This is a genomic window from Methanocaldococcus vulcanius M7 (assembly GCF_000024625.1).
Taxonomy (GTDB): Archaea; AGJL01; Methanococci; order Methanococcales; family Methanocaldococcaceae; genus Methanocaldococcus; species Methanocaldococcus vulcanius.
On record NC_013407.1, the window covers coordinates 1,205,710 to 1,226,400 of the forward strand.

The 20,691-nt window shown below is 29.4% G+C and carries 15 protein-coding genes; all 15 read left to right on the forward strand.

The genetic code is table 11. The features are described from left to right. Window positions 1-37: 37 nt before the first annotated feature. The 15 genes from csx2 (at window position 38) to lysS (ending at window position 20,676) form a co-directional block, all read left to right on the forward strand. Complete coding sequence (gene csx2, locus METVU_RS05985) at window positions 38-1,300, forward strand: TIGR02221 family CRISPR-associated protein (RefSeq protein WP_015733297.1); 1,263 nt, start codon at window positions 38-40, stop codon at window positions 1,298-1,300. 2 nt (window positions 1,301-1,302) lie between these two features. After that, window positions 1,303-3,609, forward strand: coding sequence for a type III-A CRISPR-associated protein Cas10/Csm1 (gene cas10 / locus METVU_RS05990; RefSeq protein WP_015733298.1), 2,307 nt, complete (start codon window positions 1,303-1,305; stop codon window positions 3,607-3,609). Further along, the gene (gene csm2, locus METVU_RS05995; protein WP_015733299.1) at window positions 3,610-4,188 is read left to right on the forward strand and encodes a type III-A CRISPR-associated protein Csm2; all 579 of its coding nucleotides are present in this window, start codon (window positions 3,610-3,612) and stop codon (window positions 4,186-4,188) included. It begins immediately after the preceding gene. After that, window positions 4,188-5,069 carry a type III-A CRISPR-associated RAMP protein Csm3 gene (gene csm3, locus METVU_RS06000; protein ID WP_015733300.1) on the forward strand — a complete coding sequence of 294 codons (882 nt, stop codon included), beginning with the start codon at window positions 4,188-4,190 and terminating at the stop codon, window positions 5,067-5,069. Before csm2 ends, csm3 begins: the two co-directional genes overlap by 1 nt. Beyond that, entirely contained in the window at window positions 5,044-6,006 is a 963-nt protein-coding gene (csm4, locus tag METVU_RS06005) for a type III-A CRISPR-associated RAMP protein Csm4 (RefSeq protein ID WP_015733301.1), read from the forward strand. Before csm3 ends, csm4 begins: the two co-directional genes overlap by 26 nt. Beyond that, a complete protein-coding gene (gene csm5 / locus METVU_RS06010; RefSeq protein WP_015733302.1) occupies window positions 6,003-7,100 on the forward strand; it encodes a type III-A CRISPR-associated RAMP protein Csm5 in 1,098 nt (365 codons plus the stop codon). The genes csm4 and csm5 overlap by 4 nt, the downstream gene beginning before the upstream one ends. Continuing rightward, window positions 7,088-10,810 carry a helicase-related protein gene (locus tag METVU_RS06015; protein WP_015733303.1) on the forward strand — a complete coding sequence of 1,241 codons (3,723 nt, stop codon included), beginning with the start codon at window positions 7,088-7,090 and terminating at the stop codon, window positions 10,808-10,810. The genes csm5 and METVU_RS06015 overlap by 13 nt, the downstream gene beginning before the upstream one ends. Continuing rightward, the gene (locus METVU_RS06020; protein WP_015733304.1) at window positions 10,810-14,403 is read left to right on the forward strand and encodes an Eco57I restriction-modification methylase domain-containing protein; all 3,594 of its coding nucleotides are present in this window, start codon (window positions 10,810-10,812) and stop codon (window positions 14,401-14,403) included. The genes METVU_RS06015 and METVU_RS06020 overlap by 1 nt, the downstream gene beginning before the upstream one ends. 785 nt (window positions 14,404-15,188) lie before the next feature. After that, window positions 15,189-15,656 carry a gamma carbonic anhydrase family protein gene (locus METVU_RS06025; protein WP_015733305.1) on the forward strand — a complete coding sequence of 156 codons (468 nt, stop codon included), beginning with the start codon at window positions 15,189-15,191 and terminating at the stop codon, window positions 15,654-15,656. Window positions 15,657-15,802: 146 nt separating this feature from the next. Then, window positions 15,803-16,219 (forward strand): 6,7-dimethyl-8-ribityllumazine synthase, encoded by a 417-nt coding sequence (gene ribH / locus METVU_RS06030; RefSeq protein ID WP_015733306.1) that lies wholly within the window; start codon window positions 15,803-15,805, stop codon window positions 16,217-16,219. 21 nt (window positions 16,220-16,240) lie between these two features. Next, a complete protein-coding gene (hisE, locus tag METVU_RS06035; RefSeq protein WP_015733307.1) occupies window positions 16,241-16,528 on the forward strand; it encodes a phosphoribosyl-ATP diphosphatase in 288 nt (95 codons plus the stop codon). A gap of 223 nt (window positions 16,529-16,751) precedes the next feature. Beyond that, entirely contained in the window at window positions 16,752-17,627 is an 876-nt protein-coding gene (locus METVU_RS06040; RefSeq protein ID WP_015733308.1) for an MBL fold metallo-hydrolase, read from the forward strand. Window positions 17,628-17,637: 10 nt separating this feature from the next. Continuing rightward, window positions 17,638-18,144 (forward strand): nicotinamide-nucleotide adenylyltransferase, encoded by a 507-nt coding sequence (locus METVU_RS06045; RefSeq protein WP_015733309.1) that lies wholly within the window; start codon window positions 17,638-17,640, stop codon window positions 18,142-18,144. A gap of 214 nt (window positions 18,145-18,358) precedes the next feature. Continuing rightward, on the forward strand, window positions 18,359-18,619 hold the full coding sequence (locus tag METVU_RS06050; RefSeq protein ID WP_015733310.1) for a DUF2097 family protein: 261 nt from the start codon (window positions 18,359-18,361) through the stop codon (window positions 18,617-18,619). Window positions 18,620-19,086: 467 nt separating this feature from the next. Continuing rightward, window positions 19,087-20,676 carry a lysine--tRNA ligase gene (lysS, locus tag METVU_RS06055; RefSeq protein ID WP_015733311.1) on the forward strand — a complete coding sequence of 530 codons (1,590 nt, stop codon included), beginning with the start codon at window positions 19,087-19,089 and terminating at the stop codon, window positions 20,674-20,676. The last annotated feature ends 15 nt before the right edge of the window (window positions 20,677-20,691 follow it).

Sequence of the window (20,691 nt, forward strand, 5' to 3'; positions counted from 1 at the left end):
TTTCTTGTAGATTTATAAAGTATTGTAGGTAGGTAAAATGAGGAAGATGTTGTCATTCTTAGGAACGGGAAACTATAAACCATGCATATATGAGTTTAATGGGACTCTAAGTGAGAAGACAAGATTCGCTCAAGAGGCAATAATTCAAAAATTGTGTAAAGATTGGGGGGAGGAGGATAAGATAATAATATTCTTAACAGAGGGGGCTAAAATTGGAAATTGGTATGGTGAGAATTATAAAAATGAGAAAGAATTAACAGAAGGATTAAAAGAAAGGTTAAAAAAGCTAAATTTAAAAGCTGAGATAATCCCAGTAGATATTCCTGATGGTAACACTGAAGAAGAAATTTGGAAATTGTTTAAGATAGTTTATGACACATTAGAAGAAGGAGATGAGGTTTATTTTGACATTACACACTCATTTAGATATTTACCAATGCTTACAACTATTTTACTGAGTTATGCCAAGGTATTAAAGAACATTAGAGTTAAAAGAATCCTCTATGGAAATATATATGGAGAAACTCCAAAGATTATGGATATCACAGCCTTTGATACTTTAATGTCTTGGACTAATGCTATTGATAAGTTTTTAAGTGGAGGTTATGCAGAGGATATTGTTAAATTGGCAGAAAGAGAATATTATCCAAGATTAAAAGAAAGTAAAGGTAAGGATGAATTTGCAAGGAATTTAAGATTTGTAAGTAACCAACTTAACACTTTTATGGAATATCTTGCAACAGTTAGAGGACCAATGATTGATGAGTATGGATATAATAAGCTCAGAAATGCAATTGATGCAGTTCTAAAATCTATCAATGAGGGTAGTTCTATAGAACCAATGATTCCATTGTTAGAGAGGGTTAAAGAAAAATTAAGTGATTTTGAAGATAACGATATTTATAATGGCTTAAAGGCAGTTAAATGGTGTATTGACCACAACTTAATACAGCAGGGATATACATTACTTCAAGAGAGCATTGTTACAATAATCTGTAAAAAATTTGAGTTTGATGAATTAGATAGGGAATATAGGATGTTAATTAGTTCTGCTCTGAATATAAAGGGGCAAGATATTCCTGAAGATAATTGGAATGAGTTTGCAAAGAAAAATAAGGAGTTGATAAAAGAGACAATCTCTAAATGTGATGATGAATTGTCTAAAATATTTGTTGAAATTACACAATATAGAAATAATTTAAATCACGCTGGCTATAATAGAGATAAGAAAAAACCTAAGGATTTTGAAAACAAATTAAAGGAATTGTATGAGAGAACTCTAAAAGTGCTGTGGGGATAGGGATGGATGAATTAAAACCAATAATTTTAGGAGTTATTTATAAAAACATTGGTGAAAATCTAAAGGAATGTTTAAAAAATTATGGTTATGATGATGAGCTAATAGATTTAGTAGAAAAGCTTGTTGGAATTTCTGAAGAATGTATATTATCAAATGAAGAAAGTAAAAATAATGATAATTACGCTTTAAAATCAGTATTTTGCTCAATTAAATTAGGTGATAAAGAAACAAAACCAAAATATTATCCTATTAAAGAGTTAGTTGTAAATCCAAAAACTATTGAAGAAATTCCAATTCCAAAAGACAAAGTCAAAGTAACTAAAGAAGATTATGAAAAGTTCATTTCTAAGTTTAAAAATGAGTTAAAAAATGCTGACACTGTTAATAAAATACTGACAATTGCTGAAAGGTATTTAACCTTTCTTCCAAAATATGATGACATCTCATTATACGACCACATAAAAATGAGTTCTGCAATAGCTACGGTATTGTTTAGATACTATGGGGGGAATATAAAAAATAAAGATATTGACTCAAATGAGCATGTATTTTTACTAATTGGTGGGGATTTATCAGGAATTCAGGACTTTATTTATACAATATCAATGAGTGGTGCTTTAAAATCATTAAGGGCAAGGTCTTCATTCTTGGAATTGATGATAACAGATATTTGCTTAGAGATTGTTGATAGATTAGGGCTATCAAGAGCTAATATTATCTACAATGGTGGTGGTAGCTTTACAATACTTGCACAAAATACTGAAGATGCTAAAAAGATATTAGAAAAAATTAGATTGGAATTAACCCAGTATCTATATGAAAAATTTAATGGAAAATTATATTTGGCTATGGATTGGATAGAAATTAGTGGTAAAGAGTTAAAAGAGTTTAAAAAGGGTAAAAAACCATTAATTACTATGTTAAAAAATAGAATTAATGAGAGAAAGTCAAAAAGATTTGGAGAGATTATTGAAAAAGATATTTTCAAGTTTTATGACACTACTTCAAAGAGGGATGAATGTGAGATTTGTAAAAAGTTATTAACTGAGAGTGAAATGAAATACATTAAAGAAAAAGATATTTATGCCTGTGAATTTTGTAAAATGTTATTTTACTTTGGAACCTCTTTACCAAAAATTGATGGATTTATTAGGACAAAGGAGGACATCTCCTTATATTTAAACCAGAAAGCACACTTAGAAATGCCATTTTCACACATATATGCTGTTAATGTTGAAGATTTAAAAGAAGAGCTAAAACATACTAATAAAAAAGTTTTTGAAGGAAGTTTATTACTTTTAAAGAATTCCTTTGATTTTTCAAACATTCCAGAACCTTTTGATGTAATTCCATATATCGTTGCAGACTATGCAAAAAAATCAGAGAAAAAGAGCAAAAATGAAGAAGAATATAACAACGATAATAATAAAGAACAAATTGCTGATTTTGATGAATTAGCTGAAAATTCAAAAGGAGCTAAGAGGATTGGAGTTTTAAGAGCAGATGTTGATAATCTTGGACTGATATTTGGGTTTGGTTTAAAAAATCCATCACTTCCAAGAATAGCAACACTGTCAAGATTCTTAGATTACTTCTTTAAGGGATATTTAAACACAATAATTAAGCATGACATTAAAGAAGTTCCAAAAATCCCAAAAGACAATAAAGAGCCAAATATTGTAGTTGTTTATGCTGGAGGGGACGATTTATTCATTGTTGGAGCTTGGGACGAAGTGTTTAACTTAGCATTTAAGATAAATGAAATGTTTAGAAAATACGTTGGAGAAAATTCCAATATAACAATCTCTGCTGGTTTAGGATACTTTGATGAGAAATTTCCAATCTCAAGAATGGCTAACACAACTTATGATAGATTAGACACAGCAAAGGATGAAGGAAAGAATAGGATTTATGTTATTGAAAGATTAAAGCCAAAAAAAGATGGATTTAAAAAGAGTCATAAATTATCTTATGAATGGAATGAATTTAAAAAATTATGGGATAAGTATGTAGAAGATGAAAAAATAAAACTTTATAAGAGATTAACTGAAAAATCAGAAAATAAACTCTCAAAAGGAGTAATTTGGAAGATTTTGACGGCTCATAATATGTACGTGAATAATCCAAACGGTATTAAGTGGAATTATTACTTAACTTATCACCTTGCAAGGCATGAGGTGGATGAAATGTTTAAGGATTTAATAGCTATTGACGTTCCTAAGGCAGTGAATAAAGAGCCACAAGAGATTTACTATATTGATGGTATTTTGAAGATAGTGTTATTCTCACTAAGGGAGGGGGTGAAGTGAATGAATACTAGGAGTCAGAGAGTACCAAATGATATGTTAATAACAGAAATGGAAAAAATTGTAGCATTACTTAATGAAGATACTATAAAAGTGAACGAAATTAAAAAATTGGTAATAAATATATCAAAAAATCTTGAAAAAATTAAAAGTAAAATAGAAAAAGAGAAAAAGAAAAGTAAAATTTTAGAAAAATTAAAACCAAAATATGATGAAATAATCAAAAAATCTCAAAACTTCAAGGACTGGGATGAAAAAAGAGAATTGCTAAGATATGCTATAATCATGGCAATATACTGTAGAATAAACGATTTAAAAACTAATCAAATTAGAAAAGTTCTCGATTTAGCAAATAGGACTCATTTAAAATTGAGAAGAAATAAAAATGAAAATATTGAAAGTGATTTAGCAAAAATGTGTTATATTTTAGCATATACTGCAGGAAGGAATCAGGCAGTAGAACCATTAGCTAATGTATTAGACATAATGCTTCAAAATGCTGATAACAAAAGTTTTAATAAACTTTATGATTTCATTCAAGCAGTTGTTGCATACCATAAATTCTTTGGAGGGGGAGAATAATGGAGGATAGAAATAGAAAATTCTATGGAAAAATAATTTTTAAAGGAAAAATAAAAGTTAACACTGGATTACATATTGGCTCTCAAAGAGATGTTTCAGAAATTGGAGGGATTGATAATCCAGTTGTTAAGGATCCAATAACCCAACTACCATACATCCCAGGCTCCTCTTTAAAAGGTAAGTTAAGGTCTCTCTTAGAAATTGCTGAAAATACAAAAAAACCAAAAGAAGAACAAGGTATTGGAGATGAAAAATTCTTTAATAGAAAAATAATAAGAGGTTCAAAAGAGCCAATTTGGATTCATGTTTGTGAAAATTATAAAGATGCAAAAGAGTGTCCAGTTTGTAGATTGTTTGGTTCTGGAGGAAATTCAAACTTCCCAGCAAGAGTTGTTGTTAGAGATGCTCATCTAACAGACTATTGGAAAGAAAAATGGGAAACTGGTGAAGAACTTACAGAAATCAAGCATGAGAACACTTTAGATAGAATTACTTCAGCTGCAAGTCCAAGAAAAATTGAAAGAATCCCACCAGGAGTTGAATTTAATTTTGAGATTATTTACACCATAGAAGATGAAAATGATTGGAAAGAAGACGTTAAAAACTTATTAAGCACTATGAAAATGCTTGAGGATAGTTATTTAGGTGGATGTGGTTCAAGAGGTTATGGAAAAGTTGAATTCATATTTGAAGAATGTAAATTTAGGAGTTTAAATTACTACTTCGGAAAAGATTATGAAAAACCAATTGAAATAAAGGAAAACGTTGAAAATACAATTAATGAGTTTTATAATATATTTAATAAAGAATTAGAGGAAATTATTAAATCAATATCCCAAAATAACGGTGGAGACAATGGATACAAAAATAATAAAACTTAATTTTAAAACACCAATTCATGTGGGGGATTTTAACAATCTTTCTGGACAAGAAATTCCTATACATTCTGATACAATTTTTGGGGCTATTTGTAATGCTTTGGATAGGTTAGGAGTAGATGTTAAGGATTTTGTTAAAAATCATGGAGAAGATTTTGTAATATCATCAGGATTCCCATACGTAAAAGATAAGTTATACTTTCCAAAACCTTTGAATGTTGATAAGTTGATTAGCAAAAAATTCAATGAAAATGCCAATGAAGAGACATATAAAAAATTAAAAAAATTCAAAAAAATGAAATTTTTTGATAAAAAAATGTTTGAGGCAGTTATTAATAGAGATGAAGAAATGATTGATAGTATTTTAGATGAAATAGAGGATGAAGAAGATTATGGTTATAAGATATTTGATTTACCAAAGGTTGTTTTAGATAGGGTTACTGTAGATTCCCAAATATACTACTTAACAATGGCAAGATTCGAAGAAGATTGTGGTATCTATTTCTTATATAGGGGCAATAAAAAAGTGTTTAAAAATTATATAGAGCCAGCTATAAGATTACTTGAAGATGAGGGCATTGGTGGAAAAAGAAGTTGGGGTTTGGGGTTGTTTAATGCAAAAATAGAAGATTTTAAGTTAAATGTTCCAAAAAATGGAAATTATTATTTAACATTATCCCTTATGTATGTAGATAATCCAAAAATCTTAGAGAGATGGAATTTTGTATATAGGAAAGGTTGGATTTTTACAAGGTATGGAAAACCTCATAGAAAACCATTAATAACAATGATAAGTGAGGGTTCAATTGTTAAAGAAAATTATAGTGGAGAAATTATTGATTTAGATGGATTCTGGGAAATATCTAAGGAAGTAGGGCATAAAGTGTTTGTAAATGGTAGAGGGTTTTTAATTCCGATAAAATATGGGTGGAGGAAATGAAGCTTGAGATTCTAACACCTACTCATATTGGTAGTGGAGAGAAACTTTTACCAACGGATTATTATCCAATTAAAGATATGCATGGGAATATAACAAAAATTATTGTTATTGACATTGATAAATTGTTTAATACCTTAATTTCAATGGGTGTAAATGTTAATGAGGTTGTAGAAATTTTGAGAGAAAGTAAAAGTTACCCATTAACTAAAATTTTTGAAAAATATCATTTAAAACCAAAAGATTTTGAGAAATATCCTTTGGACATTGTTGGAGGTTATGGAAAATATAGTATGCAAATAAATACTTTTATAAAAACGTGTGGAATGCCTTACATTCCTGGAAGTTCAATAAAAGGAGCTATAAGGACTGCATTGATGTATTATATTGTTAAGGATAATAAAAAACTTCTAAGTGACATAATAAATGAACTTAATAAAATTGTAACTCAAAAAAATGCTAAAAATTTTGTTAAAAGGGCTGATGATAAGCTTGATAAAAAGATATTTGGTAATGACCCAAAATTTGACGTTTTAAAATCTTTAATCATTAGGGATAGTGAAAAAATAAGCTTAAAAAAATTAAAAGTTTATAAGGTTGAAATTTTGGGCAATGACGCTCCAATCCCTACATATATTGAAGGACTTGAAAACATTAAAATAAATTTTGAAATGCAAATTAACGATGCTATATTAAAAAATGTCAATTTTAATGGAATGTTAAAAAATATTGACTTTGAGTTGATTAAAAATGCAATTAGGGAGTTTTCTAAAGCAGTTATTAATGCAGAGATTAACGAGATATATAAATATGGTAAATATAAAGAGAATATGCTTAAATTTTACAAGAATTTGGAAGATAAAATTGAAGATGGAGAGTTGTTTATAAGGATTGGATGGGGCAGTGGTTGGTATTCTACAACCATAGGAGTTTTATTAAAAACTCATCCAAAGTTTGAAGAATTGAGAAAGAAATTGGGCTTAGGTAAAAATCCTAAAACAAAAAAGGTTGTTAATGATTATCCAAAAACAAGGAGGATAGTTAATAACAAACCACTTGGATGGGTTAAATTAGAGGGAGAGTTATGGTTAATATAATTGATAATTCAAACATCAAATTGGCAGATTTTATTAAAAGAAAACTTAAAAAATCCAAAGAAGCAAAGTTTGCTTTGGGTTATTTCTTTTTAAGTGGTTGGGATATTGTAAAAAATGATTTACCTGATGATTTAAAAGATGAGTTTTTAAAAATAGTTATTGGTGATGAAACTACAGAAGATACTGCAAAAGAAATTTCAAAAGGATATAAGTTGAGGGTTAAAACAAAAATTATAGAAGAGCTATCAGAAGCTAAGAATGAAGAAAAGATAAATGAACTTTATGAATTAATAAAAAATAATAAGATAGATATAAAAATTTACGATAAGGGGAAATTACACGCTAAACTTTATCTATTCTTAGAAAATCCAGATGAGCTAAACAATGATATAGGTTCTTCTCCAGGGGTCGCGGTTGTTGGTTCATCCAACTTTACAAAAAGTGGATTAATTAATAATAAAGAGTTGAATGTTGTTTTTACGGATAGAGAAGCAATAATCAACTTAAATGAATGGTTTAATAAACTTTGGGAAGAGAGTAGTGAATTTAGAGAAGAATTACTAAAAATTATTGAAATTTCAATGCCAAAGGGTAAGAAAGAAGGATTAAAGTTAGGAAAATACATTACTCCAAAAGAACTGTTTAAATTTTTAGTTTGGAAATGGTTTGATGGTAGGATTGAACCAATAGAGAAAAGGGATATTCTTGCTGATTTTCAATTAATTGGGGTTATAAATGCTATAAACATAATAAATAGTCATAATGGTGTTATAATCGCTGATTCTGTTGGTTTAGGAAAGAGTTTCATTGGAGCTACTTTAATTGAAGAGTATTTAATTGGAAAAATTCCAGAATGGGACCCAAATAAGTATGGAATTAACAAAGATAGAAAGGCATTATTGATATTGCCACCCCCATTAATCCCACAATGGGAGGATTTATTATTAAGAAGTCCATTTTTCTTTGGACATAGTGAGTATTATGTTAGGAAAAAGGAGAAAAATGAATTAGATACTGATAAGTATAGAGTTTATGAGATTTACAAAAAGGATATGACAAAAGTTGGGGAAATTGGATTTTTATCCTTAGGAATTTTTAGTAATTTAAGTAAAGAGGTTTTAGAGCATTTAAGTTATGAGTATGATTTGATTTTGATTGATGAGGCACATAAGTTTAGGAATTCACAAACAAATAGGTGGAGAAATGCCCACGATTTAAGATTTAAGGAAAATGATAAAATATTCCAGAATAAGTTTATTCTACTGACTGCAACGCCTTTAAACAATACAATATGGGATATTTATTATTTAATAAAGATGTTTTCAGATGATTTGTTCTCTACATTTAAAGCAAGAGGGGTTAATATTACTGAATTATTTAGGGAATACCGAGATTTAAAGAAAAAATTCAAAGAAAATCAAAATTATGACACTGAGTCAAAATTAAAATTAAAAGCACAGGAGATTAAGGAGAAGGTTTTAAATGAGGTTATGATTTTAAGGACAAGGAAGTATATTTTAGAGAATTTTGGTAAAGATGGAAAGATTAAAATTGGTAGTAGGGAGTTAGTGTTTAAAGAACCGCAACCAGAAAAAGTGTTGTATGATGATATTAAGGATTATAAAGAGTATTGGGAGTTTTTAAAGAATATTGCAAATGATTTAGAGAATTTAGAGTTTGCATACACAAAACTTTATACAAGTGGTTATGTGGTTTTAGGAAATTCTTGCTCTTCATTATTTGAGGATAAACCAGAAGATGCTGAAAAAGAAAAAATTGCTGTTCCAATACACTTAATATTGAGGTTTTTAATTGCTAAGAGGTTGGAAAGTAGTATTTACGCATTTGAAAAAACATTAAGGAAGATTTACAATAAAAATAAAACTTTATGTGAAATTCTTGGAGGATTGGATTCTGAAATTGAGAAATTATCAGCTGGAAATCTAAAATTGGATGAATTCTTTGAAAAATTAAAAGAAATTACAGATAGGCTCTTAGAAGTTGCAGGCAAGGAGGATATTGTTGAGGAGGGAGAAATTGGAGAGGAAGAATCTACTTATAACCCAAAGGTAAGGATGCTTATAAACTTCCTTACTTATGGTGAAGAGAAAAAAGAGTTATCATTCAATAGTGAGGAAGAGGTATTTAACTACTTAAAAAAACATCCCGAAATGGTTTATAAATTAAAAGAGGGTATTTTTAGAATATTAAATGAAATGAAGAAAGATAATGAGATAATTGAGAAGATAATTGGAAAATTGGATAATGTTAAGGTAAAGAATGAGAATGGTAATCCAATTACAGTTGGGGTTATTATAGAGGATAATGTAGAGTATCCAATATACGTTTATAAAGACCCAAAATTAAAGAAACTCAGGTCTTTAATGTATAATGAATTAGTTGGTAAAAAATACGTAATTTTTACACAATATAAAGATACTGCAAAGTATCTTTACCACTCTCTAATTAAATATGTTGAGAGGCAAAAATCCACATTAACTTATTTATTTGATACAAAACGAAACAAATTAAAAATCGGATTAGTTACTGGAGAATTGGGTATTGAGGAGAAAGAGAGATTAATTAAAAGGTTTGCTCCAAGTGTTAATAATGGTTATGAGGTTGTTGAAAAAGAGGGAGAGATTGAGATTTTAATATCAACTGATTCATTAAGTGAGGGAGTTAATTTACAAGAGGGAGATGGAGTTATTAACTATGACTTGCCATGGAATCCTATGGTTATAGTGCAAAGGGTTGGAAGAGTTAGTAGAATAGGTAATGAAAAGGATGTATTTGTTAAAAACTTTGTTCCAGTGCAAGAGATTGAGGTTTCTGTTGGATTATTGGCAAAATTGCAGGAAAAGATTAAGGATATTACATTAGTTGTTGGGAAAGAGTTTTATATTTTAAGTTCTGCTGATGAAGAGATTTCTATAGAGACATTTGGGGAGAAGATTAAAAACCTTGCTGAATTGAAATTAACTGAATTAGAGGAGGTTTCTGCTACTGAAGAGGCTAAGGAAATTATGGGGGGTAAGATTCCTGAAGAAGTTAAGGCAGAGTTTGAGTTATTGGACTTTGTTCAAAATAGATTAGGGTTGAAAAAAGAGGATTTTGAGGATGTTAAGGGGTTGTTATCTTCAAGAGTTCCAGGTTATACTTTGATTGAAGGAGATGATATTTTTGGAGTTTTTGAAGTTTATAGAGGAGATATGAGGATTGGAAAGAAGGTTGTGGTGTATAAGGAGGATAAGTTAGAGGAAACAACTTGTAGAGAGTTTATTAAATTATGGAATGCTGAGGGATATAAAGAAGATGTTGATTTTGAAAAAATTTCCAATAATTTATTGTTATTGAGAAATAAGTTTAAGGATGAGATTCTTCCAAAGCATAAGGGAAATATAAAAGGAAAAGGTTTTATAAAGAATCTATATAATCACCTATACAAATTTAAAAAACAAAGAACATTAACTGATGATATTGATAGGAAAAAATTAGACAGTGTTTTATCTTTCCTATCATGGTGTGAATTAACCACGCATGAAGTAAAAGAGTTTAAAGATTATCTCAAATCTAAAGGAATTCTTGATGATAAAGGAAATTTAAAAGATAACAATCCAAAGATTCTTATTGAGTTAATTTATGGTTATTTCAATATAGGGGAGCTTAATAAGAAATTAGAAGGAAAAATGATTGCATGGTGGTGTTAATGGTTAAGGTTGAAAAATTATTGAGTTATGATGGATTAATTGAATATTTAAGAAAAAATAATTATAAGGAAATTGAGGAGGGAAGATTTGTTGTTTATGAGGATGAGGATTTGGGTGTTGAGGAAATATTGGTTGTTAAAAAAGGTAGTAACTACAAAGAAGACTTAAAAAACCTAAAAAAGGAACTTTCAAAATCTGAAGAAGTTTTAGAGGGAGAAAAAGTAGAGTATGGAATTTTGTTTGTAGATAATTATGTTCTATTCTTAAAAAAAGAAATGGTTGGACTACCAGCAAAAGTTGTAGTTCTCAAAAAATCATTGGATAAGATTAGTCCAGCATTTAAGAAGAAGTTGAAAAAGTTGGCTAAAGATTTTGGAAATCTTGAGTATTGGGAGGTATTGTTTGATAGGAGTGATATTGTTGAAGAATTCTATAAACTATATGTTAAGGCAAGAGAGTTATTAATTAAAAATATTAAAGGCATTGATGATGATGAGAAGAAAATAAAGTTTGCAAATAATTTATTGATGAAGTTGTTTATAATTTGGTATTTGCAAGAGAAAGGATTTTTAGATGGAGATAAAAGGTATTTAATAAACAAATTTAAGGAATATAAAAATTTAGGGTTTAATAGCTATTATGAATTCCTTAAAGAGTTGTTTAGTATAATGATGGGGGATAAGGGAGGAAATTTAACATTTAAAGATAATAAGTTTGGAGAGATTGTAATTACTGGACCTGCACCATTTATTAATGGAGAGATAATAGAAAATGTTGAAATTCCAGATGAAGTGTTTTATATTGATGGAAAAACTGAAGAATTGAAAAAGATAGAACCAAAAAATGTTAGCATAGTTCCAATTTTGAACTTATTTGAGAGTAGAGATTGGGTTGTTGAAGGAGGAGATGTTGAAGGAGATATAACTGATATGATGTTGGGAGATATTTTTGAAAAGCAGATGGTAGAGGAGGAGAGAAAAGATAGCGGTTCTTACTATACTCCAGCAAAGATTACACGATATATTTCACAAAATGCCATTGAATCTTATGTTTTAGATAGGTTAAATGAAGAGTTAAAGACAAATTATAAAAATTTAGATGATTTCTTTAAAAATGAGAAGGATTTAAGGGCTTATAAGTTGTTGTATGATATTTTGAATGATATTAGGATATTAGACCCTGCATGTGGTAGTGGGCATTTTTTAGAGAGGGCAGTTGAGGTTTTAGTTGATATTTATGAAAGATTGAGGGATAAAGTTAAAGAACTTGGTTTTGATGGCAATTTGTTTATAATAAAAGTGGCTGATGACAATGGAAACATTAGGAATGAGAATTTATTATCTATTGATGATGAAGAGTTTAAGATGAGAATTAAATTCCATGTTATTGTTTCAAAGAATATTTATGGAGTAGATATTAATGAGAGTGCTGTTGGGATAAGTAAGGCAAGGTTGTTTTTATCAATTGCAAAACATTTTGATAAAGAGAAGGGAATTTTTGTTAGATTTCCAAATGTTCATTTCAACATAAGGGATGGAAATAGTTTAATCGGTTATGCAAGGATGAAAAAACCAGAAAGAACATTAGATGCATGGCTTAAATTTGGTAGTGAGAAGATTGAAGAGTTAAAGGAAGAGTTTAAGGTTGTTTCTGAATTGGGAGATTATTTAAAAGAGGTTTCTAAGGTTTTAAATCAGAAGGGAGATATTTTAAAGGACATTGAAGAGTTGAATAAGATAATAAGTAAAAAAGAATTAAGTTGGTTAGATTTTGAGAAAGTTTTAAAGATAAAAGAAAAATTAGTTGAGATATTATTAGTTTCATTAAATTCAAAGTATGCAATTCCATTGAATAAATTGTTAAGGGATATTAATAAGAAATTTAATGAAAAATTGGATGAGATGTTTGTAAAAGAGTTTGGAATTGAGGAATATGTTAGTCCAAAAATTTTAAGGGAGGGAAAATTAAAAAGATTCCATTGGTTTTTTGAATTTTCAGAGGTTTTTGTTGATAATGGTGGGTTTGATGTAATTATTGGAAATCCTCCTTATGTAAGGCAAGAGAGGATAAATGACATTGTTAAAGGTGTTGATTATAAGGAAATATTATCAAAATTGTATAAACCTTATGATAAAATGTTTGATTTCTCTATGTTCTTTATATTGAGAAGTTTGGAGTTGTTGAAAGATAAGGGCTATCATTCCTTTATTATAACCAATAAATGGTTAAGGGCAAGGTATGGAAAGAAGATAAGGAAGTTTTTAAAAGAAAATGTTACAATTAAGAAGGTTATTGATTTTAATGCTGTTAAAGTATTTGTTGGTGTAACAGTAGATACTATGATTTATATTGTTAAGAAAGAGAAACCAGATAAGGATAATAGGATATTTTATAATAATCCAAAGAGTTTGGAGAATATTGAAGAAGGAGGTTATTATGTTAAACAGTTTAATTTAGAGGATGATGTTTGGAACTTTGTTGATGAAAGAACTTTGGAAATAAAAGAATGGATTGAAAAAGTTGGAGTGCCTTTGAAGGAATTAGATATTAAAATTTTCTATGGTATAAAAACTGGATTTAATGAGGCGTTTATAATTGATGATGAAACAAGGAAAAAGTTGATTGAAGAGGATGCAAAAAGTGAAGAGTTGATTAAACCAATATTGAGGGGTAGGGATATAGGAAGGTATTATGTGGAATGGGATAAATTATGGATGATTATAATACCTGCTGGATTTACTAAAAGATTATTTAAAAAAGATTTACCATTAAAGGATGCTGAAGAATTGTTTAAAAAAGAATATCCTTCAATTTATAAACACTTTGAACCATTTAAATACAAAAAAGGAAAAGGAAAAGGGTTGGTAGATAGGGATGACCAAGGAGATTATTGGTGGGAGTTAAGACCATGTGATTATTATCAAGAATTTGAAAAACCAAAAATTATGTGGCAAGAAATAGTTAGAGAACCTTCATTTTATTTAGACCAATCTAAAATATATGGAGAAGCAACAACATTTATAATGACTTCAAAGAAGATGAATTTAAAATTTTTATTAACAATTCTCAATTCAAAATTATCTTGGACAGCAATTAGGTTTTATGGGACTAATTTAGGAGATAATACAGCAAGATATAAAAAAGCATATATTGAAAAAATCCCAATCCGACTTCCAAATAACACCAAACCTTATGAAATCTTAGCTGATTATCTATTATTCTTAAATGCAAAAGAGGATTGGAGAGAGAAATATAAAGAACTCATAAACTTCTTTGATAAGGAAATTGCTGACTCTTTAGTTTATGAACTCTACTTCAAAGAAAAATTATACAATGAAGATAAAGAATATCTATTAAATGCAATCTCAAAGCACTTAAAATCAATAAATTATGATAGATGGGCTGAATTGTATTGGAAAAAGCAATTAAATGATGAATTAACAGAAAAAGAGGAAGAAGAATTAAAACAGTTGGAAGAAGAGAATTTAAGAATAATTATAGATGTCTATGAAGCAATAAAAGATGATGAAGAAATAAATAAACTAATTAAGAAAATAAAATCTCATAAATGGGTTAGGATTATTGAAGGATAATTCAAAAAAATATTACAAATAATCTTTATAGAGTATTTGAATATAAATAGTGGACACTATCAGTAATTGAAAAATGTTTGTTAAGAGAAGAAAAGGATATTAAAAATTGATATTGATAGAGAAGATATGACTACTCACAAATAGTTGATACTATGTAAAGATGATTGTGCCAAGATATATGGAGAATTATTTCTTAATTGGAGCTTAACAATAAAGTGGTAATATTAGAACCACTTTTAAAATTTATTAATATATATGTCCAATATATTCTAAAAAGAAATCAAGAAGAAGTTATACCAAACGAATAACTCATATACTTATCACTCTAAGTAGTTAACATTAGTTTGTCGCTAAGAAACTCTGATTTAGGGTGGTGACATCCTTAATCACTTAACCTACCGCATCGAAATTATGGAATGTCACTAACTACCAAATAAGTGTAGCAACTGCGGAATTATAAAGAAGCCGAATAGGAAATGTAGAGGGGTTTATATTTGTTCGAAGTGTGGGATAGTGATAAATGCTGAATGTTAAATATATGGTGCAGGGAATATTTTGTTAAGGTAGTTCCGAATCTCCTTAATGGAGATATGGATAGTGGGCTTGGCAACCAGAGGAGGTGAGCTTTAAAGCTCTGCTCTCCTAAAGAAATTCCGCCCTTTAGGGCAGAGAGAATGTCATATCATTAACCTTATATGGTAATGTAGTTTTATAATATAATTATCAAACAAACGTATCAACAGTATTTAATAATTTAATAGTTTAATATAAATTTTGGGGATACGATGATTTCAAAAACCGCAAAGATTGCAAGAGGGGCAGTAGTTGTTGGAGATGTTAGTATTGGAGATTACTCGTCAGTTTGGTATAATGCAGTTGTTAGAGGAGACGTGGATAAAATAATAGTTGGAAATTATTCAAATATACAGGATTGCTGTGTTGTTCATTGCTCTAAGGGCTATCCTACTATAATCAAGGATTATGTTAGTATAGGGCATGGAGCGGTTATCCACGGTTGTAAAATTGAAGATAACGTTTTAGTTGGGATGAATGCAACGATATTGAACGGGGCTAAGATTGGAGAAAACTGTATAATTGGAGCTAATGCATTGATAACTCAGAACAAAGAAATCCCTCCAAATAGTTTGGTTTTAGGAATTCCGGGAAAAGTTGTTAGAGAACTTACAGAGGAGGAAATCAAAAGTATAAAAGAGAATGCGATAAGATATGTTAAATTATCTGAGATACTATAAAGGTTATAGAGGAATATTTTTGTAGGATCATATTAAATTAAAACAAAATATCTGTATGACACAAAATAATATTCACAAATAATATTAATGGTATAAATATAAAAAATTAAAAAATATCTGCAAATAAATTATCGAGGTGAATTAAAATGGTAAATCTTGGATTTGTTATTGCTGAATTCAACAGGGATATAACCTACATGATGGAGAAAGTTGCTGAGGAGCATGCAGAATTTTTAGGAGCTATTGTAAAATATAAAATCGTTGTTCCCGGCGTCTTTGATATGCCATTAGCAGTTAAAAAACTGTTAGAAAAAAAGGATATTGATGCAGTTGTAACAATTGGATGTGTTATTGAGGGAGAGACAGAGCATGATGAAATTGTAGTGCATAACGCAGCGAGAAAGATAGCAGATTTATCTTTACAGTACGATAAACCGGTTGCCCTTGGAATATCAGGGCCGGGAATGACTCGACTACAAGCAGAGGAGAGAGTCGATTATGGTAAGAGAGCAGTTGAAGCAGCTGTTAAAATGGTTAAGAGATTGAAGGCGTTAGATGAGTAAAAGAGAATAAAAAGGGAAATTATGATATTGGAAGAGGTTTATGAAACTATAAAACAAAGAATAAAAGAAAAGCCAGAAGGTTCTTATGTGGCAAAGTTAACAACCGATGATAAAAAGTCAGCAATAAATAAGATATGTGAGAAGATTGGAGAGGAGGCGACTGAATTAATCTTAGCAGCCAAGGATAACAAAAAGGATGAGATTATTTATGAGGCAGCTGATTTAATATTTCATACTATGGTTTTACTGGCTTATAAGGGTATAGAGTTTGAAGACCTATTAAAGGAGTTTGAACAGAGGAGAAAATAACATACCCATTATAATCTTAAATTTTTAAATTTATAGTTTTATGCATCTTTTTGCTTTTATTTATACTTTAATTAAATAATCAAATTTTTATTGGATTTTAATATTAATTTGTTAATATTAACTTGCCAATTTCATTGTTATTAAGTTTTGGTTGAATTAGTTTGATTTTTCATTAATTATTTATTTTTATATTATATTTTTATTATTTTATTAGGTGGAGAAGATGGTAGTTAAAAATGTTAAAATATATGTCTTAGGAGAAGATTACGCAGGATACAACAGCCCTTTTTTAAGTCAGCATGGTTTGTCCTTCTTAATTAAGATAGAAGACGAGAGTGAAAAAATAAAAAATATCCTCTTCGATGTTGGAACTTATGCAAAACCAATATTATTCAATATGAAACTCTTACATTTAGATCCTCAGGAGATAGATGCGATTATACTCTCTCACAGCCATGTGGATCATACAGGTGGAGTTGTAGAGATGGTTAAAGCCATTCAAAAAAATCCTATACCGATATTTGCTCATCCACATATATTTAAAACAAGTTTTGCATTAGATCCTGAATTTTCCCTTGCAAATTCCCTTACTGAAAGTATAAAAAAGGATGTTGAGAGATCAGGTGGAAGATGGATTCTAAGTAGCGATCCTATACGTTTAATAGAAGGGGTCTCAACTCTTGGAGAGATCAAAAAAGAAGAACAGTTGGAATTTGAAAAAACTCCGACTATAAAATTGTATTATATTGAAGATGGAAGATTAGTCGAAGATAGAGTAGAAGATGAAATAGGGTTGTATATAGAAACAAGAAAAGGGCTTATAATAGTTAGCGGATGCTCTCATCCCGGAATAGTTAGTATGATCAAAAAAGCCATACATTTAAGTGGGGTTAATAAGGTTTATGCAGTTATCGGAGGATTTCATTTAATTGATGCAAATGAAGATCGAATAAATAAAACAATAGCCCATTTAAAAAAATTAGGAGTTGAGAGAATATACACTGGCCATTGCACTGGATTTAAAGCAGAGTATAGGTTATCAGAAGAGTTCGGAGAGAGATTTGAACGGCTTCATGCTGGTAAAGTAATTGAGATATAATGGTGAGATATTGAGAGGGTTTATAATAGGAAGATTCCAGCCATTTCATAAAGGACATTTGGAAGTTATAAAAAAGATAGGGAAAGAGGTTGATGAGATAATCATAGGAATTGGAAGTGCACAAAAAAGCCACACACTGAAGGATCCATTCACAGCAGGAGAGCGAATATTGATGATAACCCAATCACTAAAAGATTATGATTTAACCTATTATCCGATTCCAATAAAAGATATTGAATTTAACTCAATATGGGTATCTTATGTTGAGTCGTTAACCCCTCCGTTTGATATTGTATATAGTGGAAATCCGTTAGTTAGGGTTTTGTTTGAAGAAAGAGGTTATTTAGTCAAAAAACCAGAGATGTTTAATAGGAAAGAATTTTCGGGAACTGAAATTAGAAGAAGAATGTTAACTGGGGAGAAATGGGAGCACTTGGTTCCCGATGCAGTTGTAAATGTTATTAGAGAGATAAATGGGGTTGATAGAATTAGAAAATTAAATCAGACAGATAAATAAAAATAATACGCGAAATTTAGAGAAAAAGTAATAATATACGACGAATTTAAAACAGAAATCTATAAAACTCAAAAATTGCAAAGTATAACTAATAAACCATAATTAATAAAAGAATAATAAAAATAAATAAAAATAATAAATCTAACAAATTATTAATAAATTATTATTTGTGGTAAGATTAATAAATTGGTAAAATGATAAAAAGGGAGTGTAAATGAAAGAAAAAATCATAGATATGGAAAATCCCAAAGATATTATTGACTACTTAAACAGTGTGGACTTAGATGAGTATGTTGAAATTTACTTTGGAAGAGTGCATGTAGAAGGAAGATTAATGCAGTATAGCGAAGGATTTGTAAGATTAGTTCATGAAAAATATGGAATCATTGAAGTAGAGCTCGAGAAAATACTAAACGACCTTTTAGAGGTTGTTCACAGCGATGGAGAGCGAAGAGTGGTGATAAGATTTTATTAACAGGATTTATCAACCAGCTTTATTATTTAATCTATTAAATTAAATTATTTGCTTATTTAGAATATTATAAATTTAACATTTCAATATTTTTATCTATTTAAATTTTAAAATTTTAATTATTTAAACAAGTGCGATATATTTATTTTTCTTGGGATGGGTAAAATTATTTATACTATTTTACTCTATTTTAAAGGTAAACCATTCTTAAAACCACGAAACCTTACAAAGTGTTTTCTTACAATTTTGAATTCCATTTCAGATTTTAAATTTTTTGATAGCAAGCCATAATTTAAATCATAGTTTTTGGCGTAAAAAACCTTAAATGTTAATTTATGGGCGTTATCATTTATACAAAATAATAATTATTAAATAATCTACAAAAGCATCTATAAAAACTCTATAAAACATAAAATAAAATATAAAAATTAACATAGAACATTATAAAACTAAGTTTTGAGGTAGAAAACATGCATTGGTCGGATATAATTGCAGAGAAATTAATAAACGAAAGAAAAGAAAAGAAATATATCGTAGCAAGTGGTATCACTCCGTCTGGACATATTCACGTTGGAAATGCAAGGGAAACACTAACCGCAGATGCAATATACAAGGGATTAATACATAAGGGAGTTGAAGCAGAACTGATCTTTATAGCAGATACTTACGATCCACTCAGAAAACTCTATCCATTTTTACCAGAAGAGTTTAAAGAATATATAGGCATGCCTATAAGTGAAATCCCATGCCCAGAAGGTTGTTGTAAAAGTTATGCAGATCACTTTTTAAATCCCTACTTAGAAAGTTTAAACGATTTAGGGATTGAGTTAACAACTTACAAAGCAGATGAAAATTACAAAAAAGGTTTATATGATGAAAAAATAAAAATTGCATTAGAAAATAAAGAAAAAATTAGGGACATATTAAACAAATTTAGATCAAACCCCCTACTAGAGGACTGGTTTCCGATAAACGTTGTCTGTGAAAATTGTGGAAAATTAAAGACAAAAGTTTTAAATTACGATAAAGAAAAAGAAAAAGTTATTTATAGATGTGAGTTTTGTGGACATGAAGGAGAGGTAAAACCCTACAAGGGAAGGGCTAAACTCCCGTGGAGAGTGGACTGGCCAGCAAGATGGTCAATATTCAACGTATCTATTGAGCCAATGGGTAAGGATCATGCAGCAGCAGGAGGAAGTTATGACACGGGAGTGTTAATCGCAAGGGAGGTTTACAACTATACTCCACCTAAAAAGGTTGTTTATGAATGGATTCAGTTAAAAGTTGGAGATAAGGCAGTTCCGATGAGTTCATCAAAAGGAGTTGTCTTTGCAGTAAAAGATTGGACACATATTGCACATCCAGAAATTTTAAGATTTTTACTATTAAGAAGTAAGCCAACAAAACATATTGATTTTGATTTAAAGAAAATTCCCGACTTAGTAGACGAATATGATAGATTAGAGGATCAGTTTTTTAAAATTAAGGAGAAGGAAAATTTAAGTGATGATGAAAAAGAAAAAATAAGGATGTATGAACTTTCAACTCCAAAAATCCCTGAGAAAAAGCCATTTGTCATTCCATATCGATTCTGTTCAATTATTGGGCAATTAACATATGATGAGTGTAAAAAAGATGTGGATATGAACAAGGTGTTTGAAATATTACAAAGGAACAATTATGTGGTTGAAGATATAGATGAATTTAGCATTAAAAAATTAAGAGATCGATTAATTATGGCAAGGAACTGGGCTTTAAAATACGGAGAGAAACTTATAATAATAGATGAAGAAGAAGCGAAAAAGATCTATGAAAATCTAAAAGATAAGCAAAAAGAATGGATAAAATACTTTGCAGAGAAACTAAAATCTGTTAATTTTGATGCCCTAACTTTGCATGAGTTAATATATCAAACAGCAAAAGAACTCGGTTTAAATCCAAGAGAGGCATTTCAAGCATCATATATGATACTCTTAGGTAAAAAGTATGGGCCAAAGTTGGGGGCATTCTTAGCAACACTTGGGAAGGACTTTGTTATTAGGAGATACTCCTCACTCTAATTATTTTCAAATTAT

Excerpts from the sequence above, each read along its gene's own strand:
- csx2 (WP_015733297.1), top strand. The coding sequence starts at position 38 with ATGAGGAAGATGTTGTCATTCTTAGGAACGGGAAACTATAAACCATGC.
- cas10 (WP_015733298.1), top strand. The coding sequence starts at position 1,303 with ATGGATGAATTAAAACCAATAATTTTAGGAGTTATTTATAAAAACATT.
- csm2 (WP_015733299.1), top strand. The coding sequence starts at position 3,610 with ATGAATACTAGGAGTCAGAGAGTACCAAATGATATGTTAATAACAGAA.
- csm3 (WP_015733300.1), top strand. The coding sequence starts at position 4,188 with ATGGAGGATAGAAATAGAAAATTCTATGGAAAAATAATTTTTAAAGGA.
- csm4 (WP_015733301.1), top strand. The coding sequence starts at position 5,044 with ATGGATACAAAAATAATAAAACTTAATTTTAAAACACCAATTCATGTG.
- csm5 (WP_015733302.1), top strand. The coding sequence starts at position 6,003 with ATGAAGCTTGAGATTCTAACACCTACTCATATTGGTAGTGGAGAGAAA.
- METVU_RS06015 (WP_015733303.1), top strand. The coding sequence starts at position 7,088 with ATGGTTAATATAATTGATAATTCAAACATCAAATTGGCAGATTTTATT.
- METVU_RS06020 (WP_015733304.1), top strand. The coding sequence starts at position 10,810 with ATGGTTAAGGTTGAAAAATTATTGAGTTATGATGGATTAATTGAATAT.
- METVU_RS06025 (WP_015733305.1), top strand. The coding sequence starts at position 15,189 with ATGATTTCAAAAACCGCAAAGATTGCAAGAGGGGCAGTAGTTGTTGGA.
- ribH (WP_015733306.1), top strand. The coding sequence starts at position 15,803 with ATGGTAAATCTTGGATTTGTTATTGCTGAATTCAACAGGGATATAACC.
- hisE (WP_015733307.1), top strand. The coding sequence starts at position 16,241 with ATGATATTGGAAGAGGTTTATGAAACTATAAAACAAAGAATAAAAGAA.
- METVU_RS06040 (WP_015733308.1), top strand. The coding sequence starts at position 16,752 with ATGGTAGTTAAAAATGTTAAAATATATGTCTTAGGAGAAGATTACGCA.
- METVU_RS06050 (WP_015733310.1), top strand. The coding sequence starts at position 18,359 with ATGAAAGAAAAAATCATAGATATGGAAAATCCCAAAGATATTATTGAC.
- lysS (WP_015733311.1), top strand. The coding sequence starts at position 19,087 with ATGCATTGGTCGGATATAATTGCAGAGAAATTAATAAACGAAAGAAAA.